Source organism: Streptomyces lushanensis (genome assembly GCF_001700515.1).
GTDB lineage: Bacteria > Actinomycetota > Actinomycetes > Streptomycetales > Streptomycetaceae > Streptomyces > Streptomyces lushanensis.
Genome location: NZ_MAUD01000034.1, coordinates 1 through 15,924 on the forward strand (window position 1 = coordinate 1; position 15,924 = coordinate 15,924).

The 15,924-nt window shown below is 66.1% G+C and carries 15 protein-coding genes; 5 read left to right on the plus strand and 10 right to left on the minus strand.

The genetic code is table 11. The features are described 5' to 3' along the window. Nucleotides 1–1,557 (plus strand): phosphoenolpyruvate synthase (locus tag BFF77_RS02885; RefSeq protein WP_141698343.1); only part of this gene is annotated, 1,557 nt, incomplete at its 5' end. A gap of 90 nt (nucleotides 1,558–1,647) precedes the next feature. Here the strand turns inward: BFF77_RS02885 and BFF77_RS02890 are convergent. Then, on the minus strand, nucleotides 1,648–2,472 hold the full coding sequence (locus BFF77_RS02890) for a class I SAM-dependent methyltransferase (protein ID WP_066943463.1): 825 nt from the start codon (nucleotides 2,470–2,472) through the stop codon (nucleotides 1,648–1,650). 866 nt (nucleotides 2,473–3,338) lie between these two features. Between BFF77_RS02890 and BFF77_RS02905 the strand changes: the two genes are divergently transcribed. Both BFF77_RS02905 and BFF77_RS32760 read left to right on the plus strand, forming a co-directional pair. Beyond that, a complete protein-coding gene (locus BFF77_RS02905; protein WP_141698344.1) occupies nucleotides 3,339–4,220 on the plus strand; it encodes a hypothetical protein in 882 nt (293 codons plus the stop codon). Nucleotides 4,221–4,253: 33 nt separating this feature from the next. Further along, the gene (locus BFF77_RS32760; protein WP_281196223.1) at nucleotides 4,254–5,117 is read left to right on the plus strand and encodes a toll/interleukin-1 receptor domain-containing protein; all 864 of its coding nucleotides are present in this window, start codon (nucleotides 4,254–4,256) and stop codon (nucleotides 5,115–5,117) included. A gap of 16 nt (nucleotides 5,118–5,133) precedes the next feature. On the opposite strand, the gene BFF77_RS35050 is transcribed toward BFF77_RS32760, so the two are convergent. From BFF77_RS35050 to BFF77_RS35060, 4 genes are all read right to left on the minus strand, one after another. Continuing rightward, nucleotides 5,134–6,006: a ParB N-terminal domain-containing protein gene (locus BFF77_RS35050; RefSeq protein WP_141698345.1), complete on the minus strand. Its 873-nt coding sequence runs from the start codon at nucleotides 6,004–6,006 to the stop codon at nucleotides 5,134–5,136. A gap of 1,079 nt (nucleotides 6,007–7,085) precedes the next feature. Continuing rightward, a complete protein-coding gene (locus BFF77_RS35055; RefSeq protein ID WP_141698346.1) occupies nucleotides 7,086–7,748 on the minus strand; it encodes a hypothetical protein in 663 nt (220 codons plus the stop codon). Nucleotides 7,749–7,802: 54 nt separating this feature from the next. Next, complete coding sequence (locus BFF77_RS02915) at nucleotides 7,803–8,294, minus strand: hypothetical protein (RefSeq protein WP_066943473.1); 492 nt, start codon at nucleotides 8,292–8,294, stop codon at nucleotides 7,803–7,805. Between the two features lie 32 nt (nucleotides 8,295–8,326). Beyond that, nucleotides 8,327–8,698 carry a hypothetical protein gene (locus BFF77_RS35060; protein WP_141698347.1) on the minus strand — a complete coding sequence of 124 codons (372 nt, stop codon included), beginning with the start codon at nucleotides 8,696–8,698 and terminating at the stop codon, nucleotides 8,327–8,329. On the opposite strand from BFF77_RS35060, the gene BFF77_RS32765 reads away from it, so the two are divergent. After that, nucleotides 8,686–9,729: a tyrosine-type recombinase/integrase gene (locus tag BFF77_RS32765; protein WP_079124789.1), complete on the plus strand. Its 1,044-nt coding sequence runs from the start codon at nucleotides 8,686–8,688 to the stop codon at nucleotides 9,727–9,729. The genes BFF77_RS35060 and BFF77_RS32765 overlap by 13 nt on opposite strands. On the opposite strand, the gene glnA is transcribed toward BFF77_RS32765, so the two are convergent. Then, the gene (glnA, locus tag BFF77_RS02930; protein ID WP_066943479.1) at nucleotides 9,632–11,041 is read right to left on the minus strand and encodes a type I glutamate--ammonia ligase; all 1,410 of its coding nucleotides are present in this window, start codon (nucleotides 11,039–11,041) and stop codon (nucleotides 9,632–9,634) included. The genes BFF77_RS32765 and glnA overlap by 98 nt on opposite strands. A 221-nt stretch (nucleotides 11,042–11,262) precedes the next feature. Between glnA and BFF77_RS02935 the strand changes: the two genes are divergently transcribed. After that, on the plus strand, nucleotides 11,263–11,730 hold the full coding sequence (locus BFF77_RS02935) for an RDD family protein (RefSeq protein ID WP_066943481.1): 468 nt from the start codon (nucleotides 11,263–11,265) through the stop codon (nucleotides 11,728–11,730). Between the two features lie 380 nt (nucleotides 11,731–12,110). Here BFF77_RS02935 and BFF77_RS02940 read toward each other — a convergent pair whose 3' ends face one another. The 4 genes from BFF77_RS02940 to lipB all read right to left on the minus strand — a co-directional run bounded on the left by BFF77_RS02940 (nucleotide 12,111) and on the right by lipB (nucleotide 15,645). Next, on the minus strand, nucleotides 12,111–12,809 hold the full coding sequence (locus tag BFF77_RS02940; RefSeq protein ID WP_066943485.1) for a DUF4191 domain-containing protein: 699 nt from the start codon (nucleotides 12,807–12,809) through the stop codon (nucleotides 12,111–12,113). Between the two features lie 9 nt (nucleotides 12,810–12,818). Next, nucleotides 12,819–13,088: an SCO2195 family GlnR-regulated protein gene (locus BFF77_RS02945; protein ID WP_066943487.1), complete on the minus strand. Its 270-nt coding sequence runs from the start codon at nucleotides 13,086–13,088 to the stop codon at nucleotides 12,819–12,821. 496 nt (nucleotides 13,089–13,584) lie between these two features. Beyond that, complete coding sequence (locus BFF77_RS02950; protein WP_066943507.1) at nucleotides 13,585–14,601, minus strand: lipoyl synthase; 1,017 nt, start codon at nucleotides 14,599–14,601, stop codon at nucleotides 13,585–13,587. A gap of 246 nt (nucleotides 14,602–14,847) precedes the next feature. After that, the gene (gene lipB, locus BFF77_RS02955) at nucleotides 14,848–15,645 is read right to left on the minus strand and encodes a lipoyl(octanoyl) transferase LipB (RefSeq protein ID WP_066943489.1); all 798 of its coding nucleotides are present in this window, start codon (nucleotides 15,643–15,645) and stop codon (nucleotides 14,848–14,850) included. Between the last annotated feature and the right edge of the window lie 279 nt (nucleotides 15,646–15,924).

A 15,924-nucleotide genomic window follows, 5' to 3' on the forward strand; every position in this document is an offset into this window, starting at 1 on the left:
CCGATGCATGAGGCCGGCGGGAGGCTGTTCGTCGACGTCACCCGGCGCCTGGCCTCGCCCGCCGGCCGTGCCGGCCTGCTGAACGTCATGGGGAGAGGCGATCCGCTGATCAGGGACGCCCTGGAGACCGTCCTCGACCGCGACGATTTCGTCCCGTTGCTCCCCGACGCGGGTCCCGGCGGGCCACCGGCCGGCGGTGCGTCCGCCCGGGGCGAGACGGCCCGGGGCGAGACCGCCCCGATCGAGACCGATCCGGCCGTCGTCACCGAGCTGATCGCGCGCAGCCAGACGTCCATCGCCGCCCTGAAGCGCGACATCCGGACGAAGACCGGATTGGCGCTGTTCGAGTTCCTCATGGAGGCGTTCGAGGAGCACAAGCGGGTGCTCGGCGATCCGCTGAGCATTCAAGCGATCATGGCGGGGATGGAGGCCACGTGGTGGCTCAACGACACGCTGCGCGAGTGGCTGGGCGAGAAGAACGCGGCTGACACGCTCACGCTGTCCGCCCCCGACAACATCACGTCGGAGATGGGACTGGCGCTGCTCGACGTCGCGGATGTGATCCGCCCGTATCCGGAGGTGGTGGCGTTCCTGCGGGGTGTCGAGGACGAGGGCTTCCTGGACGAGTTGGTGAAGCTCGCGGGCGGGCCCGAGGCGCGCGCAGCGATGGAGGCCTACCTCGACCGGTACGGCATGCGCTGCGTCGGCGAGATCGACATCACGAGGCCGCGTTGGCGCGAGCGCCCCACCACGCTCGTGCCCGTGATCCTCGACAACGTCAGGAACTTCCGACCGGGCGCCGCGGAGCGGCGCTTCGAGGAAGGCCGGCAGAAGGCGCGGGAGAAGGAACGGGACGTGCTGTCACGCTTGCGGGCCCTGCCGGACGGGGACCGGAAAGCCGACGAGGCCAAGCGCATGATCGACCGGGTCCGCACCTTCATCGGGTACCGGGAGTACCCGAAGTACGCCATCGTCAGCCGCTCCTTCGTCTACAAGCAGGCCCTGCTGGAGGAGGCCGAGCGCCTCGTGCGGGCCCGCGTGCTTTCTGAGAAGGAGGACGTCTTCTACCTCACGTTCCAGGAGTTCCACCACGTCGTGCGCTCGAACCAGGTCGATGATCAGCTCATCCAGCAGCGCAAGGAGGCGTTCCGGTCGTACCACGCGCTCACGCCGCCCCGGGTCCTCACGTCGGACGGCGAGGCCGTCACCGGGGCGTACCGGCGCGACGACGTGCCACCCGGCGCCCTGATCGGCGTCCCGGTGTCCGCCGGGACCATCGAGGGAAGGGCCCGCGTCATCCTTGACATGGCGGAGGCCGAACTTGAGGCGGGCGACATCCTGGTGACGCCCCACACGGACCCCAGCTGGTCGCCACTGTTCGTCGGAATCGCGGGCCTGGTGACGGAGGTGGGCGGCTTGATGACCCATGGCGCGGTGATCGCCCGTGAGTACGGCTTGCCGGCCGTCGTGGGCGTGGAGCGGGCCACCCGGCTGATCCGGGACGGGCAGCGGATCCGTGTGCACGGAACCGACGGGTACGTGGAGATCCTGCCGTGACCGACCACCACACCGAGAAGGCCCATCCGTAGCGACCGGCCAACACGAGGCCCGAGGAGCGGAGCCGACGTCGACAGTGGTTACGACGGCTCACCGACGGCAGACGAGAATGCCGCCCTTGCAGGTGATCTCGAACATTCCGTGCCGGGCGATGTGGTCGCCGAGGAGGACGCGGGCCCGCTCGACGGTCGCGTCGAAGGGTACGTCGTGCTGGTCGGCCCATGCCCGGTAGGAGGCCAGATACGCGATGACCGGCTCGGGATCGTGGACCGTGATGGTGCCGGGCAGTTCCCTCGTCTCCACCCGCCCGAACTCCTCGCCGAGAAAGGCCGGGGCCTTCTCCAGGGAGAAGCGGGCGCTGAGCGAGATGCGGGCAGGGCCGTTTTCGGTGCCAAGGACGTCGCCTGCGGCCCGTTGCCACAGGTCGTCGAGTTCGGCCTTGTCGCGGTCGCTGTTGGTGGAGGCGATCACCAGTCCGTCACGGGCGACGACGCGGGACAGTTCCCTGACCGCCTGGGGAATGTCGGGGACGTGGTAGAGCATGTGCATGACCAGGGCGGCGTCGACGCTCCCGGCGGCCAGCGGCAGGCGGGTGGCGTCGGCCACGGCGACCGGGCCGGGGACGCCGGCGAGGATGCCGGGGGCGATGTCCAGGCCGAGCAGGGCCAGATCGGGCCGGTCCTTACGGAGTCGCCGGAGGAACGTGCCGTTGCCGCAGCCGGCGTCGACCACGCGTCCACCCTCGCGCACACCGCTCAACTGCTCGGCGACGATGCCGGGCAGGTCGTGACGAGGTGTCTGCCACTGATAGAGCGACTGGCGGGCGGCCAGGTCCCGGTCGCTGCTGTAGGCGCTCCCGGCGAGGCGGCCCCGGTCGGTGACGGCGGCGTCGTGGGCGGCGGACAGTTCGGTCACGTCGGCGGCTCCGAAGGACGGGCGGCGGGCAAGGCCGCGAGGACGGCCGTGTGCTGGAGTCGTTCACGCAAGTATGCAGCCAGCGCGGCTCCACCGTACTGCGGCCCGCTCAACTGCCGGGCCAGAGTGTTGAGCCGACGCACGATGCTGGCCGACATACGCTCCGGCGAGGAGTCGAGGACGAAGCCGAGCATCGCCTCGGTGCTTCTCCCTGATTACCCGGGAGCAGATACCCGCGGGCGAGGCCGACCTGTAACGATTCCGGGAACCTCGCGATTGCCGGGTAAGGCCTCGCGGGAGCGTCCTACATCTGTAGCGGACTCGTGCAACGGCTGCACGAGCTGCACGACGCACCCCGATGCCCTGCAGGATGACGCGCAGTTCCTGCGACTCATCATCTACCAGGATCTAGGCCCGTCTTCGGTCTTCGAAAGTCGTCAGGGGCTGGCCCTTGTCTCGCCACCCCCGTCGACGACCTTCGCGTGGAGCTCCCAACACGATCTCGTGATGTGGTGGTGCTCGGCCGTTACCGGTTTGGCGATGGAGCCGTGCACGTTGATGTGAGCGTGTAGTCGTGGATCGTGGACGACGAAGTATGGGCGGTGGTCAAGCTGTTGCTGCCGTCGTGCCTGGAGCGGTCGCCCGGGCCTCGGCCGGTGCCGGACCATCTGTGTCTGCGGGGAGTTCTGTTCGTGCTCCACACTGGGATTCCTTGGCTGCGGCGGTTCTGAAGGTGGGCTTCGGTTCCTGCCAGACCCACTGGCGACGCCCGGAACGTTGGCAGGACGCGGGTGTGTTCGAGTAGCTGCACCGCATACTCCTGTCGCGGCTGAACGTGACTGCCGAACTGGACTGGCCGCGCTTGCGTGGACGTCTCCCAGGTGCGCGCAAAAAGGTGCGGCGCGACGGGCCCGTCACCGGTCGGCCGCCGCAAGGCCGACTGGGAACGCCGTCTCGACCCCCACGACGCCTTCGTCTCACTGGGCTGCACACTCACCTGCTGGTGCCGCCGCAAGCAGGCCATCACAGTACGAGTCGAAAATATTATCGACCGATACTTCACGACGGTCCTTTTAAAAGAAGAGAGTATAACTGTTCGCAAGGTGGCGAGATCCTCCTGCGCCATGCTTCAATGCTACAGAAGCGGAGCCATGGAGATTCCGATGATTGCAGCAATGGTAACGGCCTGCGCCGGCATGCTGATTGCCATCACGGCCTACTGGTTGAACCACCAGGGAGAGACTCGCAGATCTCTGAGAGAAGCGCGAATCGACCGGGTGAGCAGTCAGTTAAAAGACCTCTACGGCCCACTTCTCGTTCTCACGGAAACGAACGAGAAGGCGTGGAGTGAGTACTACAGGTGCTACATTCTGCCTATTGGCGTAGGCCCGGCCGAGATTCCACTGCCGGAACTGGAGGAGGCGCGGTGGCGCATGTGGGTGGAAACGGTGTTCGCCCCGACGGCCCAGAAGATACGAGAGATCATCACCGCTCGGGGTGACCTGATCATCGGAGGGGAAATGCCACCCGTGGTCCTGGATTTCTGTGCGCACGCAGCGACCTACGATGCCCTTTTGGCGAACTGGGAAGGTGCTGGCCCAAGCAAATCCACCTTGATTCGCCATCCGGGAAGTAGGTTCCTGTCCTACGTCCGTGAGTCGTACGGATCACTGAAGGCGGAACAGGAACTTCTGCTCACGGCGGCACGTGAGCCCGGTCAGGCCGGATTTGATCAATCGGTGCGCTGATCAAAATAGAAGGAGAATGCTATCAAAGTATTTCTGAGCTGGTCCGGAGAGCGCTCTAAGAAGACCGCTGAAGCCCTGTGGTCCTGGTTGCCGGACGTCCTTCAATACATCAACCCTTGGCTCTCCAGCCTGGATATTTCCGCAGGGAGGCGAGGGGTTCGAGAGATAACCGACGAGCTTTCCAAGACGAATTTTGGAATCATCTGTATAACCCGGGAAAATCAAGCTTCCAACTGGATCAACTTTGAGGCCGGAGCCCTTGCTAAACAGGTCGAGGATGGCTATGTCGTTCCGTTCTTGATCGGCATGAAGACTACCGACCTCGTCAGTCCTATCAGTCAGTTCCAAGCCATCATCGGGGATAGTAAAGACGATGTACAGAAGCTTCTTTCCGACATCAATGACGCCTCGGGCGGCTTGGCAATCCCGCGTGAAAGATTGGAACGCGCCTTCCGAAGAAGTTGGCCGGAGTTTGAGAGTAAAATGAAAAGCATCAGTGAAATTTCGTCGAGGGATAACAACCTCTCGCACACAGTGCAGCGATCCGAAGCCGACATGACGGAGGAGATCCTTCTCATTGCTCGACAGCTCGATCACCGCATGGCAGAGATGGAGAGATATGCGCTACGGGTGGATGGGTCATCCAGGAGGCCGTCTCGGGAAGTTCGCCGGATCAGCGAAGAGAAGTTCATTGCTGCCTCATTCGCAAAAATCGGCTGGGAGGCCGTCCGTTCCTCCTGGGAGGGTGAGACTGTAGTCATCGTAGCGCAGTGCTCAGGTGGGTCCTCGCGGCCGATTCCGCGCGATTTTGTCGAGCGGCTCGCCAAGTCCCTGAGTCGGGAGGTAGTCGTGTTGGGAGAGGTCGGTAAAATAATTGCTCGCAGCAACCTCTCCTGAAACTTTCAACGCGTTCCTAGCGATTGAATTTCACCTCGACTGGCATCGGCATTTTCTCCCCCTTCCTCAAGCGTCGAAGACGCAATTCGTCGGCTCTCTCCGGCTCCATCCAGGCGTTCCATGCCTTGATATAGATTGCCACCTGGTCCCGCATGTCGATCCTGCGCTTAGAACCCCGCCTCTGTGTGTCCTTCGGTACCTCTCGCAGAGCGAGCCTCGCATCGCCAGGATCCAGACTCGCACCTGACTTGAGACCAGAAGTCCACTCTTCGATATTCGCGGCAGGCGCCACCTCATGGGTCACGAAATACCCCACTGCCGCCGCCGTCGGACTCGCGAAAAGATGCTTGGAAAGCTCACGACCAATGGTCACTGCCTCCCCGTACCCATCTCTATCTTCGTTGTATGCGGCCAGAATTTGGTCGTTAGATACATGAGCCCGCGCTCCGCTCCAGGGTTCGTTCGGCATCGTCTTGAAGAGAATCACGTGACGGATGGTGGAGGAAAGCAGGGGCAGGTACTTCGCGCCGGTCGACAACAACGTATCCGCTGCACTTCGACGCTTCCCGGTGTCGAGAACCGGGAAAACGTCTTTTGGTAGCCCCTCGAAAACGATCATTTCTACGGGTGTGTTGGCCTCAATAATCGCCTGGAGGCGATGCTGGCCGTCGAGAAGCGCGCCGGTCTTGTCGAAAGCGATTCCCTGATGAGTCAACTTCCATTCGCCACGGAGAATGGTTTCCGTCAGGGCTTTGACGTGCCCCATGTTCAGGCGTCTATTGACCGAAGCTCGGGACAGGAAAGTGTCGGCAAGTTCAGGAGTTACCTTGACGATTCGCCAGACAAGGTTTCCCTCCGGCTCCTCTGGCTCTGCAATAGCGATGGTCATCTTCTGATCCTAAGGTCACCGAAACTCGAACCTCCGCCTTTGATCAAAAGTGATTATTTTTGATCAATAAAGCGCTCTTCGAAAGCCTTCGATGTCCTAATTCGGCAAGGCAATGCTTGCTTGGAATGCATGACGCGATCACGGTACCCGTCGGTTGAGGCCTCGCCGGTAAATGAGTCCGCAGGCGAGCGAGGTTGCGAGGGCGTTTCTGGCGGACGGCAAGACACAAAATGGGCTGCCGACATACAGGGCTTGGGGGTGCCAGCGAGGGCCGCTACCCCGATTGTGGAGTAGCGGCCCTCGCGGCACTTCTGACACTAAGTCAGAGGGTGAGTCAGGCGGTGCGCACTCGGTGCACACGGAGGCGGAAGGTCAACGGCGACAGTGAGAACTACTGAGAATGATTTTCCCAGGTCACAGCTGGGTTCCAGAGCTTCGGCCCAGGTTGCCCGACCCTGCTCTTTAGATGTCGAAGAAGTGCCACCCGCCCGCCGCTGACCTGCGGTCTTACGTCCGTCTGGCCGCTGACCTGCCGTTTCACCACTTGTGACCTTGCGCGGGTACGGGGCGTTTTTGACCCCGGTGTGCCCTGCGTGTGCCCCCGGCTCGGGCCCTGCGGAAGCTCTGTACGATCCCGATGCCTCAAGCGAGGACCTGTGAGGGCGGATCCATGAAGCTCAGATGTAAGGGATGGAAGCGTCTGGATCAGAGGGCTCCGGTGCACTCGGGCTACTGAGGAGACATTGGATCGTGGCCGCAGTGGCCGCAGTGGGCGTACTGACGCTCTGAGCATGGTCGGGCAGGTGGGGTACGGACCCCGCACGGCGCCTTGACATGGCGCCGATGGGTCCGCTGGGCGGCATACATGGGGTTTCTGTATGCGGAGCGACGCCCCGCCCAAGGGGTGAACCCTGCGGGAGGCATTCCCACCCTTGGGGACTGCCAGGCACAAAGCCCTTGCCTGGCTCCCTCTCCCATCTGAGCCCCAGCTTCACGATGCGGACCTATAGGCCAAGGTAGCGGCGTTGGGAAGACAAGTGTATTGGGATGGCCGTGGCGTGGTGTTGACACCGACTCCCTTAATTGACCGTTGGAGTCTCTTCCTCGTGGGCCCGCGCAGATGTCTCGATGACATGCCTTGTGAGGCTCCTGAGAGCGTCTGCCTGCTGCTCTTGAGATCTGGCCGACTTCTTCGATTGCTCGGCAAGAATGTGGGTGCTCCATTCCAAAGACTCAGTGTCCAACCCGGTATTTCTCAGAATCTCAAGGTCAATAACGTAGGTCAGCGGCTCCATGACGCCGAAGGGTCCGGCGGCCTCGACCTTGACCGTGTAGAGGAGCGGAAGGTCTGAAGAGAACACTTTGTGGCCAACGTCCATGACGAAAGGAAGTCGCCGACCAGGGGGCAGCGCAGCGATCTTCCTGGTAACCGCTTGGTTGAGAATTGCCTCTCTCTCCGCACCGAGAGTTGTCCGCAGAGGAGGGTCGACGGACAGTTGGACATCGCGGGCGAGAGTCGGCCCGATGTTTTCGATGATGAAAACTAGTAGCGATGACCCGGGTACTCTCGGCCGGATGTCGGCGATGACGTATGGCTCTGCCTGTTCACGTTGTGCTCGCTCAGTGAGAGCGTTTGCTCTCGCGGCTGCTTCGGTTTGCTTGTGGCTGTACCGAAAGGTGACGAGAGCAGAGGGAACCGAGATCAAAAGTGCGATGAGCGCGATGACTGATGCGGTGTCCATCGTCCGAGTCTACGGTCGAACTGAACTCAGACGCCCTCCACGTGAAACAGCGTCCTAGGCCCCGATGCGCTCGGCGCCCTCCGGCCACACCACGTTGACTGGGATGTCTGCGGTGCGGGCGTCTAGGACCACGTCGGCTGTGCCGCCGCCCTTGCCGCCTGGGGGTTGGCCGTTCCAGACGGCGACCAGGCGGTCGGCGCGGTCCAGGAGTACGCGGTTGGCTGCTTCGTATGCCTCTCGGCCGGCCGTTTCGAAGGGCATGATCAGCACTTCATCGGCGGCCTCAATGAGCTTGTCGAAGAGGGGAGCGTGCTGGGGCTTGACCTTTGTCTGGCGGTAGTCCTGGGAGGGGATCACCGCTACGAGACGGCCGCCGGCCGCGAGTACGGCTTCGGCGAAGAGGCTGTCCGATCCGGCGGCGATGCAGGAGACCCCGACCAGATCCGGGCCGCTGTATCCGGCGAGCAGGTCTCGCAGCGTGTCGCGGACCAAGGGGACCGATGCGTCCGTGAGATCCATGTGGCCCGTTACGGCAAGAGTCGTCACTGTGGCTTCTTCCTCTTTCTCAAGCGGCTTCATCAGTCGGCGAGTTGTTCGCGGAGTCTGGCCCGGGCTTCCCGGACCGGGCGGGACGCGCCATGTCCGACGGTGTACGAGTAGAGCCACGCCATGCCCTCCCGTACGCGTCCGGACTGCACCCGCTCGGCGACATCCAGCGCGGCGTGAGTCTCCTGGCACCCGGCGGTCAGGTCGCCGCCGAGGAAGTAGACCTCCGCGAGACCGAGCCGGTCGAGGGCGTTGCTGCGGCCCGCCTCCGGGCCGCGCCGGTCGAGGGCCTGCCGGATCTCCTCGCCTGCGCGGTGCGGCCGAGTTGCGCATACGCCTGCACGTTCTCCCGCACCTCGGCAGCCACCAACTCCGTGCGCTGCGACCGTCCATGCTCCAGGCATGGGTCAGCCGGTTGGAGAAGGACAAGCTGGCCGCCAGCTACGTGAAGGTCATTTTCGCGAACCTTTCCGGCATGCTGGGAGCGGCTGTGGACGACGGCCTCATCGCCCGCAACCCCTGTCGCGCGGGCTCAATACGCCTCCCGAAGGAGAACCGGCCCCGGGTGCAGCCGTGGTCCTCGGAACGCGTGCTGTCGGTCGTCGGCGCCCTTCCGGACGCGTACGCCTGCATGGCGGTCATCGGCGCGGGGTGCGGGCTGCGGCAGGGCGAGATCTTCGGCCTCGCGGTGGGGGACATCGACTTCCTTCGGGGAGTCGTGCACGTCCGCCGTCAGGTCAAGCACGTGAGCAAGCGGCTCGTCTTCGCGCTGCCCAAGGGCCAGAAGGAACGCGACGTGCCTTTGCCGTCAAAGATCGGTGAGGCAGTTGCCGCGCATTTGGCGGCCCGGCCCGCCCGCGCCGTCACGGTCACGCTGCCGTGGGCCGTGCCAGACGGGAAGCCGGTCACCGTTGATCTACTCTTCACCTCGCGCGAGACCAAGGCAGTCAACCGCAACTACTTCAACACTTACGTCTGGAAGCCCGCCCTTGCCAAGGCAGGCGTCATCGAGGCGAAGCCCGAGGGCGAGAAGTACGGCGAAGCTCGTAGCTACGGCATGCACGCCTTCCGCCACCACTACGCGAGCGTGCTGCTCGACGCGGGCGAGAGCGTCAAGGCACTCTCCGAGTATCTCGGCCACTCAGACTCGGGCTTCACGCTGCGCACGTACACGCATCTGATGCCCGCCAGCGAGGAGCGCACGAAGAAGGCCGTCGGCCGCGCCCTGTCGGCGGCGGTCGACGGCCTTGCGTCGCGGAACATCTTGGGGGAGTGCCCCCGTTGTACCCCGGGCAGCAGCCTAGAAGGCCTTGCCGCAGGTCAGCGGTACCTTCGGCCTAGATGTCGAAGTACAGCTCGAACTCGTGCGGGTGCGGGCGGAGTTGGATGGGGGCGATTTCCTTGGTGCGCTTGTAGTCGATCCAGGTCTCGATGAGGTCCGAGGTGAAGACGCCGCCGGCCTGGAGGTATTCGTTGTCCGTTTCCAGGGCTTCGAGGACGGCCGGGAGGGAGGTGGGGACCTGGGGGACGCCCGCGTGTTCCTCGGGGGCCAGTTCGTAGAGGTCCTTGTCGATCGGCTCGGCCGGCTCGATCTTGTTCTTGATGCCGTCGAGGCCCGCGAGGAGGAGGGCCGAGAAGGCCAGGTACGGGTTCGAGGACGGGTCCGGGGCGCGGAATTCGACGCGCTTGGCCTTCGGGTTGGAGCCCGTGATCGGGATGCGCATGGCCGCGGAGCGGTTGCGCTGCGAGTAGACCAGGTTGACCGGGGCCTCGAAGCCGGGGACCAGGCGGTGGTACGAGTTCACCGTCGGGTTGGTGAACGCCAGCAGCGACGGAGCGTGCTTGAGGATGCCGCCGATGTAGTAGCGGGCGGTGTCCGAGAGGCCCGCGTAGCCCTGCTCGTCGTAGAAGAGCGGGGTGCCGCCCTGCCACAGCGACTGGTGGACATGCATACCGGAGCCGTTGTCACCGAAGATCGGCTTGGGCATGAAGGTCGCGGTCTTGCCGTTGCGCCAGGCGACGTTCTTCACGATGTACTTGAAGAGCATCAGGTCGTCGGCGGCGGCGAGCAGCGTGTTGAACTTGTAGTTGATCTCCGCCTGGCCGGCGGTGCCCACCTCGTGGTGCTGGCGCTCGACCTGGATGCCGGACGCCTCCAGCTCCAGGGAGATCTCGGCGCGCAGGTCGGCGAAGTGGTCGACCGGCGGAGCCGGGAAGTAGCCGCCCTTGTAGCGGACCTTGTAGCCGCGGTTGTCCTCGACCGCTCCGGTGTTCCAGGCGCCGGCCTCGGAGTCGATGTGGTAGAAGCCCTCGTTCGCGGTGGTGTTGAAACGCACGCTGTCGAAGACGTAGAACTCGGCCTCCGGGCCGAAGTACGCGGTGTCCGCGATGCCGGTGGAGGCGAGATAGGCCTCCGCCTTCTTGGCGATGTTGCGCGGGTCGCGGCTGTACTGCTCGCCCGTGATCGGGTCGTGGATGAAGAAGTTGATGTTCAGCGTCTTGTCGCGGCGGAACGAGTCGACACGGGCGGTCGACAGGTCGGCACGCAGCGCCATGTCCGACTCGTGGATGGCCTGGAAGCCACGGATGGACGAGCCGTCGAAGGCCAGCTCTTCCGCCGGGTCGAACGACTTCGCCGGGATCGTGAAGTGCTGCATCACGCCAGGCAGGTCGCAGAAGCGGACGTCGACGAACTTGACTTCCTCGTCCGCGATGAATTTCTTGGCCTCGTCGGCGTTCTGGAACATCCAGCTCCTCCTCCTCCCGTCCCGAGGAGGGGCGGGGGTTGTCGCTCGGTCGTGCGGCCAGTGCGGTGGCACACGCTGGACCCGACCATAGGTTTCCGGGATTTCTCAAGCATGACCCATTTGTTTCGCCGAAGTTAACCAGCCCGGGTGCGCGCCGGGGCGTACGGCGCTCCCGCACCCCCTCTCCAGGAGCCCCCGCGGCCTCGCAGTACCGTGGTCGGGTGGACAACAGGCAAGCAATCGGATCGTGGCTCTCCGGCCCCCGTACGGCCGCCGAGGACATGGGCGTCGACTTCGGTCACCGAGGCGAGCGACTGGGTCTTCCGGAGCACGGACCGGGCTCGGTGGCCCCGATCGGACGCCGCTTCGGCGCCCTCTTCGTCGACTGGGCGCTCTGCCTGCTGATCGCATACGGGTTGCTCGCCGGCCGTGACTGGCAGGCAGCCGGCAACTGGGCCCTCGGCGTCCTGCTCGTCCTGAGCGTGCTCACCGTCGGTACGGTCGGCTTCACCCCCGGCAAGCGGCTCTTCCGTCTGCGTGTCGTCGCCGAGAACGGCGACCGGCTCGGCCTCGGCCGCGTGCTCATCCGCAGCGTCCTGCTGTGCCTCGCCATCCCGGCCCTCATCTGGGACCGCGACGGGCGCGGGCTGCACGACCGGCTCTCCCGCTCCGTACAGGTGCGGATCTGACCGTCGGGGTGCGGATCTGAGCCGTTCCCCGAGAGGAACGTCCAGGCACCCTCCGCGCACCCTCCGCGGGCGGGGTGAGTGAGGCGAGTGACAGGTCCGCCGGGCGCGCGTCCAGGCACGTCCGCGCGGCGCGCGGTACGACGGAGACGCGATACGTACCACGGGGACGCGATACGCCTGTGGCGCGATTACGCCTGAGAGGCGCGCGATACGTCAGCGGGGGCGGCGATACGTGTGGGCGGCGACACGTGTGAGAGGGCGGCCCGGTTCTCCCGGGGCCGCCCTCTCGTCCGTCCGTCTCGCGTCGGTCCGTCGTCCCGCGCGTGCGTCTGTCGACCGTCCCGCACCCGCCCGTCCGTACCGCCGCCGTGCCGCCCGCCTCAGCGCGTCTTTCCGCCTCGTGGCATCCTCATGCCCTTCGGCATCGGCCCCTTCGGCAGCGGCATATTGCTCATCAGGTCGCCCATCGCCCGCAGCCGGTCGTTGGCCGCGGTCACCTGCGGGCCCGCGAGCACCCGCGGCAGCTTCAGCATGGCCGTGCGCAGCTTCTTCAGCGACACCTGGCCCTCGCCGTCGCCGACGATGATGTCGTGCACCGGCACGTCCACCACGATGCGCGCCATCCGCTTCTTCTCGGCCGCGAGCAGCGTCTTCACCCGGTTCGGGTTGCCCTCGCCCACCAGCACGATGCCCGCCTTGCCGACGGCCCGGTGGACGACGTCCTGGTTGCGGTTCATCGCCACCGCCGGTGTGGTCGTCCAGCCCCGGCCCACGTTCTCCAGGACCGCCGCCGCCGCGCCCGGCTGGCCCTCCATCTGCCCGAAGGCCGCCCTCTCCGCCCGTCGGCCGAAGATGATCGCCATCGCGAGGAAGGCCAGGATGAAGCCCAGGATCCCCAGATAGACGGGATGGCCGATCAAGAAGCCGATCGCGAGGAAGACACCGAAGGTGACGATTCCCACACCAGCGACGACAAGACCGACCTTTGAGTCGGCCCGTCGGGTCATCTTGTAGGTAAGAGCGATCTGCTTCAGTCGCCCCGGGTTCGCAGCAGTGTCTGCGTTTTCCTTCCTCGCCATGCCCAGAGTTTACGTGGCGCGGGAAGTGGCCTTCGACACGGCCTCCATTACGTGCTGCGCCTCGACCCGGTCCTTGGCCCTGCGGCGGTCCTCCAGGACGGCCGTCCAGGCGTTGCGACGGGCCGTGCGCTGGCCGCCGCTCAGGAGCAGGGACTCGACGGCGCGCAGCGCGCCGGTCACGGAGGGCCGCACCGCGGTGGTACGGGGCGTGGCGGACGTCGCCTTGGTGACGGGTCGTACCGGCACTTCGGTGACGGGTCGAACCGGCGCGTCCTGCATGATGTCGATCCCCTCACGAGCGGGTCTGGTGCGGTGTGCACGAGCGTGCGCGGTGCGTAGAACCAGAGTCACTCACTGGTGTTACCAGGGCGTGACCGACCGGTCAAACGCGAATGAAACCCGGGTACGCGCCAGGTATGAGCCGGATACGGCCCGGACACGGGGGCCGTGGACGGCCGGAAAACGCCGCCGCGGCCCGTACGCGGCCCCCGACCTGCGGGGAGCGCACGGGCCGCGGCACGGTCGGGCCCGGCCGCTGCGTGGTCGGCTCCGCGATCACGCGGGGCCGCCCGGGAGCCGCTTGTGCTCGGATTCACACGGGTCCGCGCGAAGAGCCGATCGAGGTCGCGCGTACGCCACTTGGCCCCCGGCACCGCGATGCCCACGCGACGTCCACGGCGACCTCCACCACGAGGGCGCTCCCGCGCACCGCCCGGCCCCGGCTCACACCGTCAGGCCCCGGCTCACACCGCCCGCCTCCGGCACAGCCCCCGGCTCACACCGCCCGGACGCCCGCCGCGGCTCCGGCCGCCGCCGTGCCCGTGACCGTGACCGGAGCGCCCGTGACCGCCTCGCCGCGCCGCTCGATCGCCTGCTGGTACAGCCGGCCCGCGCGGTACGAGGACCGCACCAGCGGCCCCGACATCACACCGGAGAAGCCGATCTCCTCGGCCTCCTCCTTCAGCTCCACGAACTCGTGCGGCTTCACCCAGCGCTCGACCGGGTGGTGCCGTACGGAGGGCCGCAGATACTGCGTGATCGTGATCAGCTCGCAGCCCGCCTCGTGCAGATGCCGCAGCGCCTCGCTGACCTCCGCGCGCTCCTCGCCCATGCCCAGGATCAGATTGGACTTGGTGACCAGACCCGCCTCCCGGGCGCGCGTGATCACCTCCAGCGAACGCTCGTACCGGAAGCCGGGCCTGATGCGCTTGAAGATGCGCGGCACGGTCTCGACGTTGTGCGCGAGCACCTCGGGGCGGGACGAGAAGACCTCGGCGAGCTGCTCGGGCACCGCGTTGAAGTCGGGGATCAGCAGCTCGACCTTCGTGCCGCCCGCCTCGCGCCGCGCCGTCAGCGTGTGGATCTGGCGCACCGTCTCCGCGTACAGCCAGGCACCGCCGTCGGCCAGGTCGTCGCGGGCGACACCGGTGATCGTGGCGTAGTTCAGATCCATGGTGACGACGGACTCGCCCACCCGGCGCGGTTCGTCGCGGTCGAGGTCGGCCGGCTTGCCCGTGTCGATCTGGCAGAAGTCACAGCGCCGCGTGCACTGGTCGCCGCCGATGAGGAAGGTGGCCTCGCGGTCCTCCCAGCATTCGAAGATGTTCGGACAGCCCGCCTCCTGGCAGACCGTGTGCAGTCCTTCGCCCTTCACGAGCTTCTGGAGCTGCTGGTACTCGGGTCCCATTTTCGCCCGGGTCTTGATCCACTCGGGCTTGCGCTCGATGGGGGTCTGGCTGTTCCGGACCTCCAGACGCAGCATCTTGCGTCCGTCGGGTGCGACAGCGGACACGTCCGGCACCTCTCTCTGCTGGCGCGGCATTCGATTCTTCGGCGAACACCAGGTTACGCCCGATATTTGCGTGGCATTACGTCAGGACAACCCATGGCCAGAGGGGCGCATTCCCATGCGCCGCGCACCGGCCGACCGCGCCGGAACCGGTACGGCCGCAGCCGCGGTGGCTGTGTGCGCGCAGCAGCCGTGCGGCGGCTGCGCGGGGGCCGTGCGTGGGTCGCGCGGGCCATGGCCGGACAGGACCTACGCGCTCGCGCGCTCGATCTCGCGCGGCTTGAGCTCCGCGCCCTCCAGCACGTCCCGCAGATGTTTCTCCACCACGGGAAGGACCTCCGCGATGGTGATGTCCCGGCCCAGTTCGTTCGCGAGCGAGGTGACGCCCGCGTCCCGGATCCCGCACGGCACGATCCGGTCGAACCAGGTGTTGTCGGGGTTCACGTTGAGCGCGAAGCCGTGCATGGTCACGCCCTTGGCGACCCGGATGCCGATCGCCGCCAGCTTCCGGTCCTCCCGGCGCTGGCCGGCGTTGGACGGCGCGTACTCGGGACCGTTCAGCCGCGGGTCGAACTCCTCGTCCGCCGGCCGCGGATCGAAGTCCAGCGACAGACCGCCGGGCGCGGGACGCTCGTGCACCGGATCGCCGAGCACCCACACCCCGCTGCGTCCCTCGACGCGGGAGGTCTCCAGGCCGAACTCCGCGACCGCACGGATCAGCGCGTCTTCGAGACGGCGGACATGGGCCACCACATCGACGGGACGCGGCAGTTTGAGGATCGGATAGCCCACGAGCTGGCCGGGACCGTGCCAGGTGATCTTCCCGCCGCGGTCCACGTCGACGACGGGAGTGCCGTCGAGCGGGCGCTCGCTGTCGGCCGTGCGCCGTCCGGCCGTATACACCGGCGGATGTTCCAGCAGCAGACAGGTGTCGGGAATCCCGTCCGTGAACCGGGCCGCGTGGACCCGTCGCTGCTCCTGCCATGCCTCCCGGTACTCGACGGCCCGCTCGCCGAATCCCAGTCGGACGAACCGCAGCTCACCCACGGCAGCCTCCTCAGAACCTTCATCGTGCACGTGTCGCGCCCCCGCCACTGTACGGCGGCTCCCGGCGGCGCGGCCGGGCAGGTGTTCCAGGGACGCTCATGGACCCCGTCGGGCGGCTCCTGGGGTCCACGCCGCGGCACCCTCCACGGGTACTCCCGTCAGCGAGGTCCTTGATCCTCACACGATCGGATGAATGTGGCGCGAAGGTCATGGCGGAGGCGTTCACTACCGCTAAATTCGCGCCGTTCCATATGGGCTGCTCCCCGGGCCCGGAAGGCA

What these genes read in the sequence shown, in the direction of transcription:
- BFF77_RS35050 (WP_141698345.1), bottom strand. Translation starts at nt 6,006, where the DNA reads ATGACCATCGCTATTGCAGAGCCAGAGGAGCCGGAGGGAAACCTTGTC.
- BFF77_RS35055 (WP_141698346.1), bottom strand. Translation starts at nt 7,748, where the DNA reads ATGGACACCGCATCAGTCATCGCGCTCATCGCACTTTTGATCTCGGTT.
- BFF77_RS32765 (WP_079124789.1), top strand. Translation starts at nt 8,686, where the DNA reads ATGCTCCAGGCATGGGTCAGCCGGTTGGAGAAGGACAAGCTGGCCGCC.
- BFF77_RS35060 (WP_141698347.1), bottom strand. Translation starts at nt 8,698, where the DNA reads ATGCCTGGAGCATGGACGGTCGCAGCGCACGGAGTTGGTGGCTGCCGA.
- glnA (WP_066943479.1), bottom strand. Translation starts at nt 11,041, where the DNA reads ATGTTCCAGAACGCCGACGAGGCCAAGAAATTCATCGCGGACGAGGAA.
- BFF77_RS02940 (WP_066943485.1), bottom strand. Translation starts at nt 12,809, where the DNA reads ATGGCGAGGAAGGAAAACGCAGACACTGCTGCGAACCCGGGGCGACTG.
- BFF77_RS02945 (WP_066943487.1), bottom strand. Translation starts at nt 13,088, where the DNA reads ATGCAGGACGCGCCGGTTCGACCCGTCACCGAAGTGCCGGTACGACCC.